Origin of the sequence: Microcoleus sp. MON1_C5, from assembly GCF_036701875.1 — a bacterium.
In the GTDB taxonomy this organism is placed as follows: domain Bacteria; phylum Cyanobacteriota; class Cyanobacteriia; order Cyanobacteriales; family Microcoleaceae; genus Microcoleus.
The window spans coordinates 42,413-55,567 of sequence record NZ_JAUBRN010000029.1 but is presented as its reverse complement, the minus strand read 5'-3'; the positions used below and the strand labels follow the sequence as shown (position 1 = coordinate 55,567).

Here is a 13,155-nt window from a genome sequence, read left to right as displayed (position 1 = left end):
AGAATCTAACTGACTGCTGAAGCCTGAGCTGCCAAAGCATCGCGAACTCGCTGGTTGCTAATCTCACCGTCGCGGGCGACGCAAGCACCAGCAATGATATCGTCTTCAAAATTCAAATTGAGTTCCTTATCTTTCACCATCAACTGAACTAAAGCCGAGATATTCTTCGAGTAAGTTTCGCTAGCGTGGACAGGCATCGACGAGGGCACATTAATCGGGCCGATGACATTAACGCCGTTCCATTCAACATCTTTCCCCGCTTCCGTGCATTCGCAATTGCCGCCTTGTTCGCCCGCGAGGTCAACAATTACCGAGCCGGGCTTCATTTGAGAAACCATTTCTCTAGTAACTAAAATAGGTGCTTTTCTGCCGGGAACTTGAGCGGTTGTAATAACTGCATCGGAAGCGCTGACGTGTTGGGTGAGCACTTGGCGGGTGTATTCTTTGGCGGCTTCTGATAATTCTTTAGCGTAACCTCCGGCGGCGACGGTTTCTTCCTTGAGTTCGACATCAAGGAATTTAGCGCCCAAACTTTGCACTTGTTCTTTTGTTTCTGGGCGGATGTCGAAGGCTTCGACTACCGCACCCAAACGGCGCGCCGTGGCGATCGCCTGTAAGCCAGCAACGCCCACACCCATTACCAATACTTTCGCGGGGCGAATTGTACCCGCCGCCGTTGTCAGCATCGGAAAATACTTTGGCAAAGCTGCGGCTGCGATCAGTACCGCTTTGTAACCGGCGACGTTACCCTGAGATGACAGTGCATCCATGCTTTGAGCGCGGCTGGTGCGCGGGATCATTTCCATGCTGAATGCCGTTACTTGGCGATCGGCTAAACGCTGCACTAAAGCTGGATCTCCCAGAGGATTCAAAAATCCGATGAAAACGCCTCCTTCCCGGAGTTGATGAACTTCTGATTCTTGCAGGGCCCCGATTTTCACGACGACATCGGCTTCGCCCCACAGCCTAGCTGTATCGGCGACAACCTGAGCTCCCGCTTCTTCGTAAGCAATATCCGAGAAAAAGGATTGTGCGCCGGCACCGGCCTCAACCCAAACTTCGACGCCCTGTTTGACTAATCTGGCTACAGCGTCGGGTACTAAAGCCACCCGGCGTTCCCCTGCTGCTATTTCTTTTGCGATCGCTAATTTCATACACTCTCCTTATTTAAGCCTTCCTAGGACGGTTGAAACCGCGCCTACACAGACAAAACCTGCCTCCGCAGGTTTCTTGAAGTGCGATTTTTAATCGCCCGATGCCTTGCTTTACATTGAAGCAGCCGTTCCCCTAAACTTCTCTCGTTGATACTAAAGCCGATCGCCCAAATTCGACCCGTATCTTTAACTTATCTTATACATTCAAATTCGCTAAATTGTTAAGTTTGCCACCGATTATGATATAATTTTATGTCGCCTACTTCTGTAGTTTGAATGTCTGTTATCAGTATTACGCAAAAATTACGCAAAAAAAAGTGACCTCAGCCGCCGGTCGCTCGCCCTCATCAAATTGCTGAGACATTCGATATTATTGTAGGCACGATCGCAAATTTCGGGCGAGCAATATTTAAGGTTCACCAAGAGTTTAATTAGAGGAGTTGTTATGCGACGATTATTTTCAGCACTAGCGGTTACAGGTTGCTTGGTGGCTGGATTGCCCGCCATCAGTTTAGCCCAGTCCATGCCAGGATTCACGATTTTCGGCGGCCCCGAGCGCGCCAACCAATTAAGCTATCGCTTGGATTACGGTACAGCCGGGATGAGCGGCGATAGATATCGGCTGCGAATTCCTTCCAAAAAAGTAAGTTTGGCGATCGCCCAACTGAACATATCCTATCCAGACTACTACAAAGGCGAATTTGACCAAAAAGACATTAAAGTGCGCGTCAAAGACAAAACAATAGAATTGCAAGAAGTAATCTGGGACAAAGAAAATCGATTCATAGAAATTTATCCCAAAGAACCAATTGCCGCCGGCAACAATGTTGAGGTTGTACTCTCCAACGTCAGAAACCCATCTCCCGGCGGAATGTACCATTTCAACGTCCGCATCCGCACCCCCGGTGACGTTCCCTTGCTGCGTTACCTCGGTACTTGGCTGTTGAGCATTAATTGAGGGAAGGATTCGGGGAAGGAATTTCTCGTTAGTCAAGCGATCGCGACAGAAAAATTTAACTGTTGCGATCGTTTTGCTGCGGGCAAAAATTTAACAATACTCAAATCCAGGTTTTCGGGAGTTGTAAAATAGAACTTTCGGCTCATATCGCAATTCTCAATGATTCGTAATAATGAGTCTAGGGGCAGCCCCCCGATGGTTGCCCTTCGCTAATTAGGGGTAAGCCCAGGGGTGCTACCCCTAAAAAATGTTTACAAATCAAATAGGATTGCTCTAGCCGTAATCTCGCATGAATCTACTAGCAAAAATCAAAACAATACAAATTCCTCCAGCGCTGCGATCGAGAAATTATCGCCTGTTTTTTGCAGGACAAGGCCTCTCACTGATTGGCAGTTGGATGACGCAAGTTGCTACTGTTTGGCTTGTCTACAATTTGAGTGATTCACCTTGGATGCTCGGCGTGGTGGGATTTACAAGTCAAATCCCCACATTAATTTTACTGCCTTTTGCAGGAGTTTTAATCGATCGCTGGAACCGCCACCGAGTGATAATTGCCACTCAAATATTAGCGATGGTTCAATCCTTAGGGCTAGCATTTTTAGCGCTAACAGGAGTCGTTAACATTTGGCAGATCCTGGTACTGAGTTTCTTTCAAGGCGCAATTAATGCCTTTGACGCGCCGGCACGGCAAGCTTTTGTGCCGGAACTTGTAGAAAAGAAAGAAGATTTAGCAAATGCGATCGCCCTCAACGCTTCCATGTTCAACGGCGCCAGATTAATCGGCCCAGCAATTGCAGGTTTGCTGATAGCTACAGTCGGCCCAAGTTATTGCTTTCTCATTGACGGACTCAGCTACATTGCTGTAATTGCAGGCTTATTAGCGATGCAGATCAAAGCCCGTAAAATTGCCGCAACTAATACCAAACCCTTACAAAGATTAAAAGAAGGATTCGTTTATGCCTTCGGGTTTCCCCCGATTCGAGCAATTTTACTGCTATTAGCCTTAGTAAGTTTTGCGGGAATGTCACACACAGTTTTAGTCCCAATTTTTGCCACCAAAATTCTGCACGGCGACGCACAAACCCTCGGCTTTTTGATGGCTGCTTCGGGAGTCGGAGCCTTTGGCGGGGCGATTTATTTGATTTCGCGCAAAAGTGTCGTTGGCCTCGGCAAATGGATTGCGATTTCACCGGCAATTATGGGATGTGGACTGATAGGTTTTGGTTTGTCCCGCGTCTTGTGGCTGTCATTAATCATGATGTTGTTCGTTGGGTTTGGTTTCATTTTGCAATTTGCAGGAGGAAACACATTTTTGCAAACAATTGTGGAAGACGACAAACGCGGAAGAGTGATGAGCATATACACGATGGCATTTTTTGGAGTGACACCGTTTGGGAATTTAGTTGCTGGCGGAGTGGCAAATTATATCGGCGCTCCCAATACAGTTATCATTGGAGGTATAATTTGTGTTTTAGGCTCCATAGTTTTTACCAAACAGTTGCCAGCTTTAAAAAACTTAGTCCGGCCACTTTATCAAAAAATGGGTTTAATTCCGCAGTAGCGATTTAGCGTAAAAGCACAAATGCCAACATTAAACAACATTCCCAAAGCTAATATCTGACTGTATCTCTAGCAATCCTCAGCAATTTGTAAACTTCTCTCTTTCCCTCTTATCTTCTCTTTCTCTGCGCCCTCTGCGCCCTCTGCGGTTAAAACATCCAAATGAATTACGCAAGCAGAGGTTAAACCAAGCCAATACAAGTGCAATCGCATCTCTCAGAGAGATTCAAGCAGCCTTAAGCGCAACTTGAGAAAAAGGTTCTGGGATTTCCACCGCGTATCTAGTCGCAGAAAATATTTTTTAGCTGGTTCACCATTCTTGTTGGGCTTCTGCTTCTGCTTGGATTAAATTTTGCCGCAGTTGCACCCAATTTATTTGATGAGAGGGCAAATCTTCGATCAGCTTTCCGCGCTGTAAATGCAGAATTCGCGTGCTAAATTGCTCGGCTAATTCTAATTGATGGTTGACCATTACAATTGTGGTTTGGCCGTTTGTTAGCTGTGTCAATACTTGCAAAAGGTGGGCGGCTTTTCCTGCGTCTAGGGCGGATGTGGGCTCGTCTAAAAGCAAGATTTTTGGTTGCAGGATGATGCCGCGGGCGATCGCCACAAGCTGTTTTTGGCCTGTGGAAAGCTGCAATTCGGTGCGATTGAGCCATTCTTGGGGTATGTGCAGTTGTTCGATCGCCCCGCTAATTCTCTCTGCAATGTTTGATGAAGTCACGCCCCGCAGCTTCAAAGGATAAGCCAATGCTTCTCGCACCGACATTCCCAAAAGCTTCGATTCTTGCAGGATGAGGGTGATTTGTTTGCGGAGTTCGATCGCAGGTATTTGGCGATATTCTGTATTTTCCAGATAAATCGAGCCGCTGGTGGGACTGCTGAGCCGATTTAGCAACCGCAACAGCGTTGTTTTCCCCGCACCTGAAGGGCCAACTATTGCCACGCGAGATCCCTTGTTTACCTGAAATGATATATTTTCCAACAAATGACTTGAGGCGATCGGTGTTTTCAAACTAACATTATCAATTCGCAGTTGAGGATGTGTTTCTGTATTATTTTCCGAATAATTAGGCATTTAATTAATAAAAAATATGGCTTTCGTGGAACTGGCATCTTGCCCGTTCTTGAGGGAGGCAATATGCCCACTCCCCAATTTAACTCACTCTTTGTGGAACGGGCATCTTGCCCGTTCTTAAGGCAGGCAAAATGCCCGCCCCAGCAACTCCAACTCAAACTTTTACAGCTTTTTCTAAAGGAAAACCCAGCTTGTCGCGCTGTTCTAAATAAAGCTGAGCAACTCGCCGCGCCAAGTTGCGAATTTTTGTGATGTAGCGCGTTCTTTCCGTTACCGAAATCACACCTCTAGCATCGAGTAAATTGAAAGTGTGAGAACATTTTAACACATAATCAAGACTCGGCAAAACCAATCCTTTTTTTGTCAATTGTTCTGCTTCTTGCTCGTACAATCCAAATAGAGTAAACAGCAATTCTGGATTGGAAGCTTCAAAGTTATAAGTACACTGTTCTATTTCTCCTTGCAGGTGAACGTCGCCGTAAGTGATGCCATCTTTCCACTGAATTTTTGTCATCGCATCGACTTCTTGGAGATACATTGCGAGGCGTTCTAGTCCGTAGGTAATTTCAATGGAGACGGGGCGACAGTCAATGCTACCGCACTGTTGAAAGTAGGTAAATTGGGTAATTTCCATGCCGTCGAGCCAGACTTCCCAGCCGACGCCCCAAGCTCCGAGGGTAGGCGATTCCCAGTTGTCTTCTACGAAGCGAATGTCGTGGTCTTCAGGGCTAATTCCTAATGCTCTGAGGGAGTCTAAATAGATGTCTTGAATGTTGGGAGGAGAGGGTTTAATTAAAACTTGATATTGATAGTAATGTTGGAAACGGTTGGGATTTTCGCCGTAGCGTCCGTCGGTGGGGCGGCGACAGGGTTCGATGTAGGCGACAGACCAAGGTTCGGGGCCAATTGCTCTGAGAAAGGTGTGAGGATTCATGGTTCCTGCACCTTTTTCTGTGTCGTAGGATTGGGCGATCAGGCATCCTCGATCGCTCCAGAATTTGTTTAAGGTGGCAATGACTGATTGAAAGTTCACTGGTTTAAATATGGTTAGTATGTGTCTCAACTTATTTAAGCATACTAAAGGCAGGGTCTATTGAAATAAACCCTGCCGAAATCAGATCGGGGTGTGAAAAGTTAGACAGTTTGGATCGAGTTCTGATTTAGTTTGCGGGAGCGAGGGAAACTAACAGAGTGATGTTGTCAACGCCGATGACATAAACGGTGTCTCCCGGTGTGAGGGTGATTTGGCCATCGCACCGTGCAGGCCACCAGCTACCTTGGAAGCGGACGCGACCTGTTTGATTCGGGTAAATCGATTCATCAACGACTGCTTCTTCGTTGAAGTAGTTAAAATTGGTGTTGATGTAGTTATCCATTAAGAGATTGTTTTGTGTGCTGTAGGTGTGAGTAGAAAAAATAGAACCGAAAGCTTTTACTACGTTAAACATTTTGTTGACTCCTTTTGTGTTAATATATATCGAAGTTTTATCGCCTATTTATGCTCTTTGAAAAGTAGCATTTCCTGGTTGAAATTGATTACTAGGTCGCTCATGCTCTGATTTAGTCTGCGGGAGCGAGGGAAACTAACAGAGTGATGTTGTCAACGCCGATGACATAAACCGTGTCTCCCGGTGTGAGTGTGATTTGGCCATCGCACCGTGCGGGCCACCAGCTACCTTGGAAGCGGACGCGACCTGTTTGATTCGGGTAAATCGATTCATCAACTACTGCTTCTTCGTTGAAGTAGTGGAAATTGGTGTTGATGTAGTTATCCATTAAGAGATTCTTTTCTGTGCTATAGGTGTGAGTAGAAAAAATAGAACCGAAAGCTTTTATTACGTTAAACATTTTGTTGACTCCTTTTGTGTTAATATATATCGAAGTTTTATCGCCTATTTATGCTCTTTGAAAAATAGCATTTCCTGGTTGAGATTGATTACCAGGTCGCTCATGCTCTGATTTAGTCTGCAGGAGCGAGGGAAACTAACAGAGTGATGTTGTCAACGCCGATGACATAAACCGTGTCTCCTGGTGTTAGGGTGATTTGGCGATCGCAACGTGCGGGCCACCAGCTACCTTGAAAGCGGACGCGACCTGTTTGATTCGGGTAAATCGATTCATCGACTACTGCTTCTTCGTTGAAGTAGTGGAAATTGGTGTTGACGTAATTTTTGATGAGCATATTGTTAGCGCCGCTGTATCCTTGGGTGGAGAAAATCGATCCGAAAGCTTTTACTACGTTGAACATGATATTTACTCCTGTGGTGTTAAAATATATGGATGTGTAATTGTCTGTTTATGCTATTTGAGAGGCTGCATTTCCTCGGTTGAGATTGATTGATTGCCTTGATATTTCATTGTTCTTGCCTTCCGTGGTTTTATCAGGATAAAAAGCAAAGAATTTTGGAAATTTTGAGGGGATTTGAGAAGCGGTTGGGGGTAGTATAAATCCAGTAATTCCGAGGTATTGAATTAAGGATTTCATGGTTGAGCAGTGGGTGGGATTTGCCTCAAGGGTAGATGTTGTTAGCTACATTAGAGATTGACTGATTCCGCATTACTGCTGCTGTGAAAATGTTTTATTTTTGGGTTGAATTTTTGGGTTGAATTTTTTGATTGGGTTGTGACTCACTTGCTTTACATTTACTAATTTGCCAGGAGTCGAATATCTTTGGTGCGATCGCCAGTCCACTTTCCGAGTCTGGTACTGGCACATGACACTCGCCAACCTACAAACAACGATTTTGCAACGGTTTGGGCCTAACGCTCAGGCTTGTAGCTGTGCCAATTTAGCCAACTGGACTACCGCGAACAGTGAACTATGAACTTACGCCGTCTCGATCGCCCAATCCGGAATATCCATACATATCTAGTCCGTGACTTACGCACCAAACCCCTAAAAACCCGGTTTCTGACACCCTGTGCGCCATTAGGGGCCCGTAAGCGCATCTATGATATAAGCAAGTAAACTTCGCCTCTCACCCGCCCTCCCTATGCGATGTTGATTTGTACCTACCTCTTTAGACATAGAAAATAGGCGATCGAGATTGACGCAGATATCAGGAGGCGGTAGGAGTTTTGGATCGATGCAGCTCGATCGCACCCTGTTATTCAATTATTGAACAGGTCGAACTTAAAATCCATTCATAAATTCAGAATCTTAAATTCATAAAAGTCATAATTATAGACAACCTGCTGGATACTGCATAATTGTTACAGGAATTCTGAATAAAGTTTTAGCTAATTGAGACAAACCGAACTTGAATTTAAGCGACTGCGGCAATTCTTGTACGGAAACTTCTACGAAGCCAAAGCGAGTATAAAATGATGCGAGCCGCTTTCCCAAACATTCTAAATATAGCGGTTCTGTAGCTTGTTGAATTAAATATTTTGTGAGGTAGCTTCCCAAACCTCGATCGCGCCAATCTTTCGCCACCACCAAACTGCCTAATTCTTGCGCGCCAGTAAAGTTCCGCAACTGCCCGCAAGCTGCCAATTCCCCACCGCATTCGATGACCCAGAATTGCTCCCAGCGCAACTGAGTTGGATCGAGTCGGGCGCTCCAAACTAACATTCTAATTGATTTGATGTCTTGAGCTGATGCCGGGCGGATGGCGCATTCAGACGGTAATGAACAAGAATTATCACTCATTTGTATTGTACTTTTAAACTCAACCAGCGATTCGTGACTATTTATTATACCCAGTCATGGATGCAAAAACCCGGTTTCTTAAACACGAATTACGCACTCCCATGCCTAGAAACTGAGTTTTTTTAGCGGTGGAGTGCATACGCCGTACTCGCATCTAACGCTTCAAAAAAAAAATTAAAACTTTCTATTCTCTCTCTCTTACCTTCTCTTTCTCTGCGTCCTCTGCGGTCAATCAAAAAAATCTCATTCACCAAGCCAATAAAATTGTAACATTAACTGTCGATCGCCTCCAACAACACCTCCGCGCCAAACCTTACCGCATCGGTACAAGGCAATCCCGTTTCTGCTTGAACTTCAGCTATTGCTAACAGCGCATCTGCCTCATTTAAGTGATGAGTGTTGAGGGCGATCGCGCTCACTTTTCCCCCTGAAAAAGCACCCGCAGCAGCAGCTAACATTTCGTACAATTCGACCACTTTTGATAACTTAGGAATCGATACGTGCGGGTGATTGCGAATGCTAGTTTGTCCGGCTCGGTGCGCTAAAATTAAGTGAGTTGGCTGCGAACCCCGCAACAGCGGCAGAGTCGCCGTCGAACCCGGATGCAATAACGAACCTTGCCCTTCTACGTGCAGAATATCGCATTCAGAACCCAATTTAATCACCATTTGTTCGACAGCACCAGCCGCGAAATCAACTCGCACTGCATCCAAAGGAATGCCTTCATTTCCGATCATTAAACCCGTTTGTCCGGTTGCCAAAAATTTGGAACGCAAACCCCGCCGCAAGCAAGTGCGATTGAGTTCCAGACTGGTTGACATTTTGCCAATGCTCATATCGGTGCCGACAGTTAACACGCGGCGACAACTTAATTTAGCAGCAGCAGCAGAGGCGATCGCACCCACAGATTTCGGTTCCTGACGCACGTCCCAAATCCATTGATTTTCGGTTAAAGGAACTGTTATCAAAGGTGCAAGTTTCGCGTGCAAACCGTTGACAACTGACAAACCTGCTGCTACCGCTTGATTAATTTCTGGCAGCCATTCCGCAGGCAAACCACCGCCGGAAGGAGCGATACCAATTAGCAGAATATCCGGCCCCAATTGCAAGGCTTCTGCAACGGAAGCAACTATCGGTACCTGTTGAGGAATGCCAGTTAATTCAGGTAAAGATTGTCCGGCACATTGGCGGTCTATTACTGCTACAATTTGTGCTTCGCTGTAGCGCAAAAAGGCTAAACCTGTTTTGCCGGAACGGCCGAGAATACCCTCGTGGAACAATATAGCAACTTGGCCATTTTTGATGGGATAGTTTTTAGTCATGGGTTCACTGTAAGTAGATGAATGTTGAAAGTATATAAACCCTGGAGGCAGTGAGTGAAACTTTAGCTTTCGGAAGGAGAAGGAAAGCAATCGCAAAGTTTATGATAGCTTGATATTCGGTTACATGGTAAAGTTTATTTGCACCAACCTACTTACTTCTATTCTCCAATCTCAACTCGCCGCACTCCCAATCCCGATCGCCCGTTTGGCAGCAAACACCCATTTTCGACGCTCGCACCCGTGAAAGGATCGTCTAATAAATTTAAGTGACTGTCCAAATCCAAATAGTCAGCTAGCGGTGAAAGTTGTGCTGCTGCTGTATTTGCGATCGCGCTATCTGAATAGCAGCCGAACATTACTTGCAAATTGCAGGCTTTTGCGGTGTGAATCATCCGCATTGCTTCGGTCAATCCGCCTGACTTCATCATTTTGATATTGATGCCGTGGACGCAGTGCGCTAACTTGGGTATATCAGAACTATTAAAGCAACTTTCATCAGCAAAAATTGGCAGGGGCGATTGACGGTACAGTTCTGAGAATTCCTCCATATCTGCGAGGGGTGAAAGCGGCTGTTCGACATAATTTATCTTATACTTTTCTAGCCAGTGACACATCTCGGCAGCATCTTTTAAACTCCAACCGCCGTTAGCATCAACACTAATTTTAAGGTTAGCTGGTGCTTCGTCAAGCACTGCTATTAACATAGCTTTGTCGGCTTCGATTCCTGCGGGATTGCCTAATTTGACCTTGACGGCGCGGTATTTGATGCTTGCTGGATCTGTGGCATCTTTACCAAACCAATCGCGCACTCTTTCTCTTGCACCAGACGGGGAATTAATGCCGATTGTGACGGAGGTGGGGACGATGCCCGATCGATCTAATCCCCACATTTTCCACAGCGGCAAGCCTGCTTTTTTGCCCAGCCAGTCGTGCATTGCCATGTCTATGCCGGCGCGGGCGGCTGAGGGTAAGTTGACCTCTGTTAATACTTGTTCGATTTTTTGGCGATCGAAGGGAGTAAACTTTTCTAGCAGCGGTGCAACTTCCTGCAAAGCAGTTAACAGCATTTCGGTAGTTTGGGGCCGAGAACCTGTGGAAAAGGGCGATGCTTCTCCCCAGCCTTCGATTCCTTCGTGTGCTAATTTTACCCATAAATTGGTACTTTGGGCTGTTGTACCGCGGCTGATGGTCAGGGCAAATCGTTTGTTAAGAGTGAAGGTTTGAATGTGAATTTGCATAATTAGTGTTCCGTTTTTTCATTATTATTGTATAATTGGATTAGCTTTCTATCAAGTTTACTTTAAATTTATCCAAGCTATAAAAGGTAATTTCGGGTGATGACGATTGGCTTTTACACCACTCGCGGCGACTACGGATGTTTCTCTAATTTTTCTGACCACGGCTTCGAGTTAGATGGAGAATACTGGTCAACTACGGAGCATTACTTTCAATCGCAAAAATTTGCGACTACGCCTCATGTTAAACAAATTCGTCTGCTAAAAACGCCGAAAGAAGCGGCGATAATGGGGCGCGATCGCTCTCGTCCCCTCCGCAAAGATTGGGAAGAAGTAAAAGATGATATCATGAGAAAAGCCGTCCTCCGCAAATTTGACACTCATCCGGAAATTAGAGAAATTTTACTCGCTACTGGTGATGAGGAAATAGTCGAAAATTCTCCTAGTGATTACTATTGGGGTTGCGGTAAAGATGGCAGCGGCAAAAATATGTTGGGACAGATTTTAATGGAAGTAAGGGAGATATTGCGAAAAGGCACGTCAGAGTAAAAGATAATTTAAATTTCCCATCATAAAGCAGGACTTATTTAATAGTAAGTCCTGCAAAGCTCTAAGCGAGCATTTTCCCAATTTTATTAAACACGCTGACTCAAAAATCCGCCTGACCAACTGTCGAATTTTGTGCCAATCTCCTCAGGCTGTTCTGGTAGAGGGTTTAGCCTCTCTTAGAAGACTGCAAAGCAGGGGAAACGGTAAAAACCCTGCACCACATTTTGATTTCAACCACTACTGTCAACCCGAATTAACTTTTATCGTCGCAAGTACAGCATTTGTTCGCCAGTCGCCTCCCGGACACCGTTCTCCTTAGGTTGGCGATTCACAGGTCAAATAGCAAAACTCCTGTTCTGGTTAAAGTTGGTTTTTTATTGATGCTGTATCTTTCTATTGTGTACGATTTATGGAAAGTGTTAGCTATTGTACAGAATTCTTTACATTTGCGATTTATTCCGATACAATCGCGCCACTCTGTCGCAGTTGCTGTTGAATTCTGTTAAATTCTTTCTGTTCTGCGCTTAGCAAAGTATTGTCGATCGGCGATCGCATATCCCACTGCAATTCGGACAATAACAACAAACAGCCAGTCATAATTATTCCTGTGGTTAGATATTGCCAAGGTGCAACAAAAGTTAATAGAGGGATGCTAAATAAATGAGTTAGTCCAATCAGGAGAAAAGTGCGCGATCGCAAACCGAGTCCCGTCAACAAATAGCCGATCGCGCTCAAGCCCAACCACAAATCGCAAAGGTGCAGCAACACACCTCCCCAACCGGCAAAAATACTGCAATCGGTCAGAACCAAACCAGTTATCATCAAAATCGCCCAAGAGTAAAGAATCCAGCTAACTCGCTCGACTCTTACCCAAAACAAAGTCAAAACGGCCATTGCCGCAGTGCCAACTAAAGTCAAAGTTGACCACAGAATCGCCTGAAAGCTCCAACTGATAGGGAAAAACTGAGCCGTAAAAAAAATCCCCGCTGTCACCAAACCCCAAAGCAGAAAAGTTTGGTCGATGCGAGTATAAAATCCTGAGAAAAGAGTAATATTTCCAATTTGCCAGCGGAGTTGCAACAGGCCTTCGCGGTCTTGTACGTCGAGATGTTCCTGTTTGCAGCGGATTAGGGGTTCGGAGGCGTTGAAAAAGGTCATCCAGTGTTGGGGAAAGTATGAAGTTTTGTGTATTGTAACAAGTCTTAAGGAATATTTTTCAGATTTTTTCTTGTTCCCCGGCTCAGCCTGGGGACGTAGATTTGGAGGCTCTGCTTGCTGTTTTCCTCAGCAACCGACGAGGCTGAAGGCTGCGTTAAACTTAAACTAACGCAGCCTTGAGGTTTGAGTTCAAGCAAGTCTCCAATTCTTATCTTTTGGAGAATAAATGAAGGCAACATTCACAAGAATTGAGCCATCTTTTTGGCCTGTAGAGTAAATTTGCCACGTACCTGTGGGAACCTGCCGCAGATAGGGTTTATTTTTTCTTAGCCGATCGTAGATTGAGCTTTTTGAGCGTTGTACTAATTCGGCGGCACGTTCAACATTGCAGCCAATTTCCACCGAAACTGCGATCGGCTGGGTGAACAAATTGAGCTGTTCGCTGTTATAATTAGTCATGACAAATCCTCGGTCTATATAGACCATAAA

General features: G+C 45.3%; 14 protein-coding genes. 3 read left to right on the top strand and 11 right to left on the bottom strand.

Translation table 11 applies throughout. From position 1 onward, the window contains the following. Positions 1 to 5 precede the first annotated feature (5 nt). Positions 6 to 1,154: a Re/Si-specific NAD(P)(+) transhydrogenase subunit alpha gene (locus QUA71_RS15890; protein WP_333286351.1), complete on the bottom strand. Its 1,149-nt coding sequence runs from the start codon at positions 1,152 to 1,154 to the stop codon at positions 6 to 8. Between the two features lie 445 nt (positions 1,155 to 1,599). Between QUA71_RS15890 and QUA71_RS15885 the strand changes: the two genes are divergently transcribed. Further along, complete coding sequence (locus tag QUA71_RS15885; RefSeq protein WP_333035270.1) at positions 1,600 to 2,112, top strand: DUF2808 domain-containing protein; 513 nt, start codon at positions 1,600 to 1,602, stop codon at positions 2,110 to 2,112. Between the two features lie 289 nt (positions 2,113 to 2,401). Next, positions 2,402 to 3,673 carry an MFS transporter gene (locus QUA71_RS15880; RefSeq protein ID WP_333286350.1) on the top strand — a complete coding sequence of 424 codons (1,272 nt, stop codon included), beginning with the start codon at positions 2,402 to 2,404 and terminating at the stop codon, positions 3,671 to 3,673. 309 nt (positions 3,674 to 3,982) lie between these two features. Here QUA71_RS15880 and QUA71_RS15875 read toward each other — a convergent pair whose 3' ends face one another. The 8 genes from QUA71_RS15875 to QUA71_RS15840 all read right to left on the bottom strand — a co-directional run bounded on the left by QUA71_RS15875 (position 3,983) and on the right by QUA71_RS15840 (position 10,962). Continuing rightward, complete coding sequence (locus QUA71_RS15875) at positions 3,983 to 4,750, bottom strand: ATP-binding cassette domain-containing protein (protein ID WP_333286347.1); 768 nt, start codon at positions 4,748 to 4,750, stop codon at positions 3,983 to 3,985. A gap of 154 nt (positions 4,751 to 4,904) precedes the next feature. Beyond that, positions 4,905 to 5,783 carry a glycine--tRNA ligase subunit alpha gene (gene glyQ / locus QUA71_RS15870; protein WP_333286345.1) on the bottom strand — a complete coding sequence of 293 codons (879 nt, stop codon included), beginning with the start codon at positions 5,781 to 5,783 and terminating at the stop codon, positions 4,905 to 4,907. A gap of 127 nt (positions 5,784 to 5,910) precedes the next feature. Beyond that, entirely contained in the window at positions 5,911 to 6,198 is a 288-nt protein-coding gene (locus QUA71_RS15865; RefSeq protein WP_333286343.1) for an NfeD family protein, read from the bottom strand. Between the two features lie 112 nt (positions 6,199 to 6,310). Next, on the bottom strand, positions 6,311 to 6,598 hold the full coding sequence (locus QUA71_RS15860) for an NfeD family protein (protein ID WP_333286341.1): 288 nt from the start codon (positions 6,596 to 6,598) through the stop codon (positions 6,311 to 6,313). Positions 6,599 to 6,710: 112 nt separating this feature from the next. Continuing rightward, positions 6,711 to 6,998, bottom strand: coding sequence for an NfeD family protein (locus QUA71_RS15855; RefSeq protein ID WP_333076309.1), 288 nt, complete (start codon positions 6,996 to 6,998; stop codon positions 6,711 to 6,713). 933 nt (positions 6,999 to 7,931) lie between these two features. Further along, positions 7,932 to 8,402 carry a GNAT family N-acetyltransferase gene (locus QUA71_RS15850; protein ID WP_333286339.1) on the bottom strand — a complete coding sequence of 157 codons (471 nt, stop codon included), beginning with the start codon at positions 8,400 to 8,402 and terminating at the stop codon, positions 7,932 to 7,934. Between the two features lie 272 nt (positions 8,403 to 8,674). After that, positions 8,675 to 9,724: a DUF1611 domain-containing protein gene (locus QUA71_RS15845; protein ID WP_333286337.1), complete on the bottom strand. Its 1,050-nt coding sequence runs from the start codon at positions 9,722 to 9,724 to the stop codon at positions 8,675 to 8,677. A 158-nt stretch (positions 9,725 to 9,882) separates the two neighbouring features. Continuing rightward, complete coding sequence (locus tag QUA71_RS15840) at positions 9,883 to 10,962, bottom strand: dipeptide epimerase (protein ID WP_333286335.1); 1,080 nt, start codon at positions 10,960 to 10,962, stop codon at positions 9,883 to 9,885. A gap of 99 nt (positions 10,963 to 11,061) precedes the next feature. Here QUA71_RS15840 and QUA71_RS15835 point away from each other — a divergent pair, with 99 nt between their 5' ends. Next, a complete protein-coding gene (locus QUA71_RS15835; protein ID WP_333286333.1) occupies positions 11,062 to 11,508 on the top strand; it encodes an NADAR family protein in 447 nt (148 codons plus the stop codon). Positions 11,509 to 11,961: 453 nt separating this feature from the next. Here QUA71_RS15835 and QUA71_RS15830 read toward each other — a convergent pair whose 3' ends face one another. Beyond that, positions 11,962 to 12,666 (bottom strand): hypothetical protein, encoded by a 705-nt coding sequence (locus QUA71_RS15830; RefSeq protein WP_333286331.1) that lies wholly within the window; start codon positions 12,664 to 12,666, stop codon positions 11,962 to 11,964. Between the two features lie 189 nt (positions 12,667 to 12,855). Beyond that, positions 12,856 to 13,125 (bottom strand): hypothetical protein, encoded by a 270-nt coding sequence (locus tag QUA71_RS15825; RefSeq protein WP_333286329.1) that lies wholly within the window; start codon positions 13,123 to 13,125, stop codon positions 12,856 to 12,858. Positions 13,126 to 13,155 lie beyond the last annotated feature (30 nt).

What these genes read in the sequence shown, in the direction of transcription:
- QUA71_RS15890 (WP_333286351.1), bottom strand. Translation starts at nt 1,154, where the DNA reads ATGAAATTAGCGATCGCAAAAGAAATAGCAGCAGGGGAACGCCGGGTG.
- QUA71_RS15885 (WP_333035270.1), top strand. Translation starts at nt 1,600, where the DNA reads ATGCGACGATTATTTTCAGCACTAGCGGTTACAGGTTGCTTGGTGGCT.
- QUA71_RS15880 (WP_333286350.1), top strand. Translation starts at nt 2,402, where the DNA reads ATGAATCTACTAGCAAAAATCAAAACAATACAAATTCCTCCAGCGCTG.
- QUA71_RS15875 (WP_333286347.1), bottom strand. Translation starts at nt 4,750, where the DNA reads ATGCCTAATTATTCGGAAAATAATACAGAAACACATCCTCAACTGCGA.
- QUA71_RS15865 (WP_333286343.1), bottom strand. Translation starts at nt 6,198, where the DNA reads ATGTTTAACGTAGTAAAAGCTTTCGGTTCTATTTTTTCTACTCACACC.
- QUA71_RS15860 (WP_333286341.1), bottom strand. Translation starts at nt 6,598, where the DNA reads ATGTTTAACGTAATAAAAGCTTTCGGTTCTATTTTTTCTACTCACACC.
- QUA71_RS15855 (WP_333076309.1), bottom strand. Translation starts at nt 6,998, where the DNA reads ATGTTCAACGTAGTAAAAGCTTTCGGATCGATTTTCTCCACCCAAGGA.
- QUA71_RS15850 (WP_333286339.1), bottom strand. Translation starts at nt 8,402, where the DNA reads ATGAGTGATAATTCTTGTTCATTACCGTCTGAATGCGCCATCCGCCCG.
- QUA71_RS15845 (WP_333286337.1), bottom strand. Translation starts at nt 9,724, where the DNA reads ATGACTAAAAACTATCCCATCAAAAATGGCCAAGTTGCTATATTGTTC.
- QUA71_RS15840 (WP_333286335.1), bottom strand. Translation starts at nt 10,962, where the DNA reads ATGCAAATTCACATTCAAACCTTCACTCTTAACAAACGATTTGCCCTG.
- QUA71_RS15835 (WP_333286333.1), top strand. Translation starts at nt 11,062, where the DNA reads ATGACGATTGGCTTTTACACCACTCGCGGCGACTACGGATGTTTCTCT.
- QUA71_RS15830 (WP_333286331.1), bottom strand. Translation starts at nt 12,666, where the DNA reads ATGACCTTTTTCAACGCCTCCGAACCCCTAATCCGCTGCAAACAGGAA.
- QUA71_RS15825 (WP_333286329.1), bottom strand. Translation starts at nt 13,125, where the DNA reads ATGACTAATTATAACAGCGAACAGCTCAATTTGTTCACCCAGCCGATC.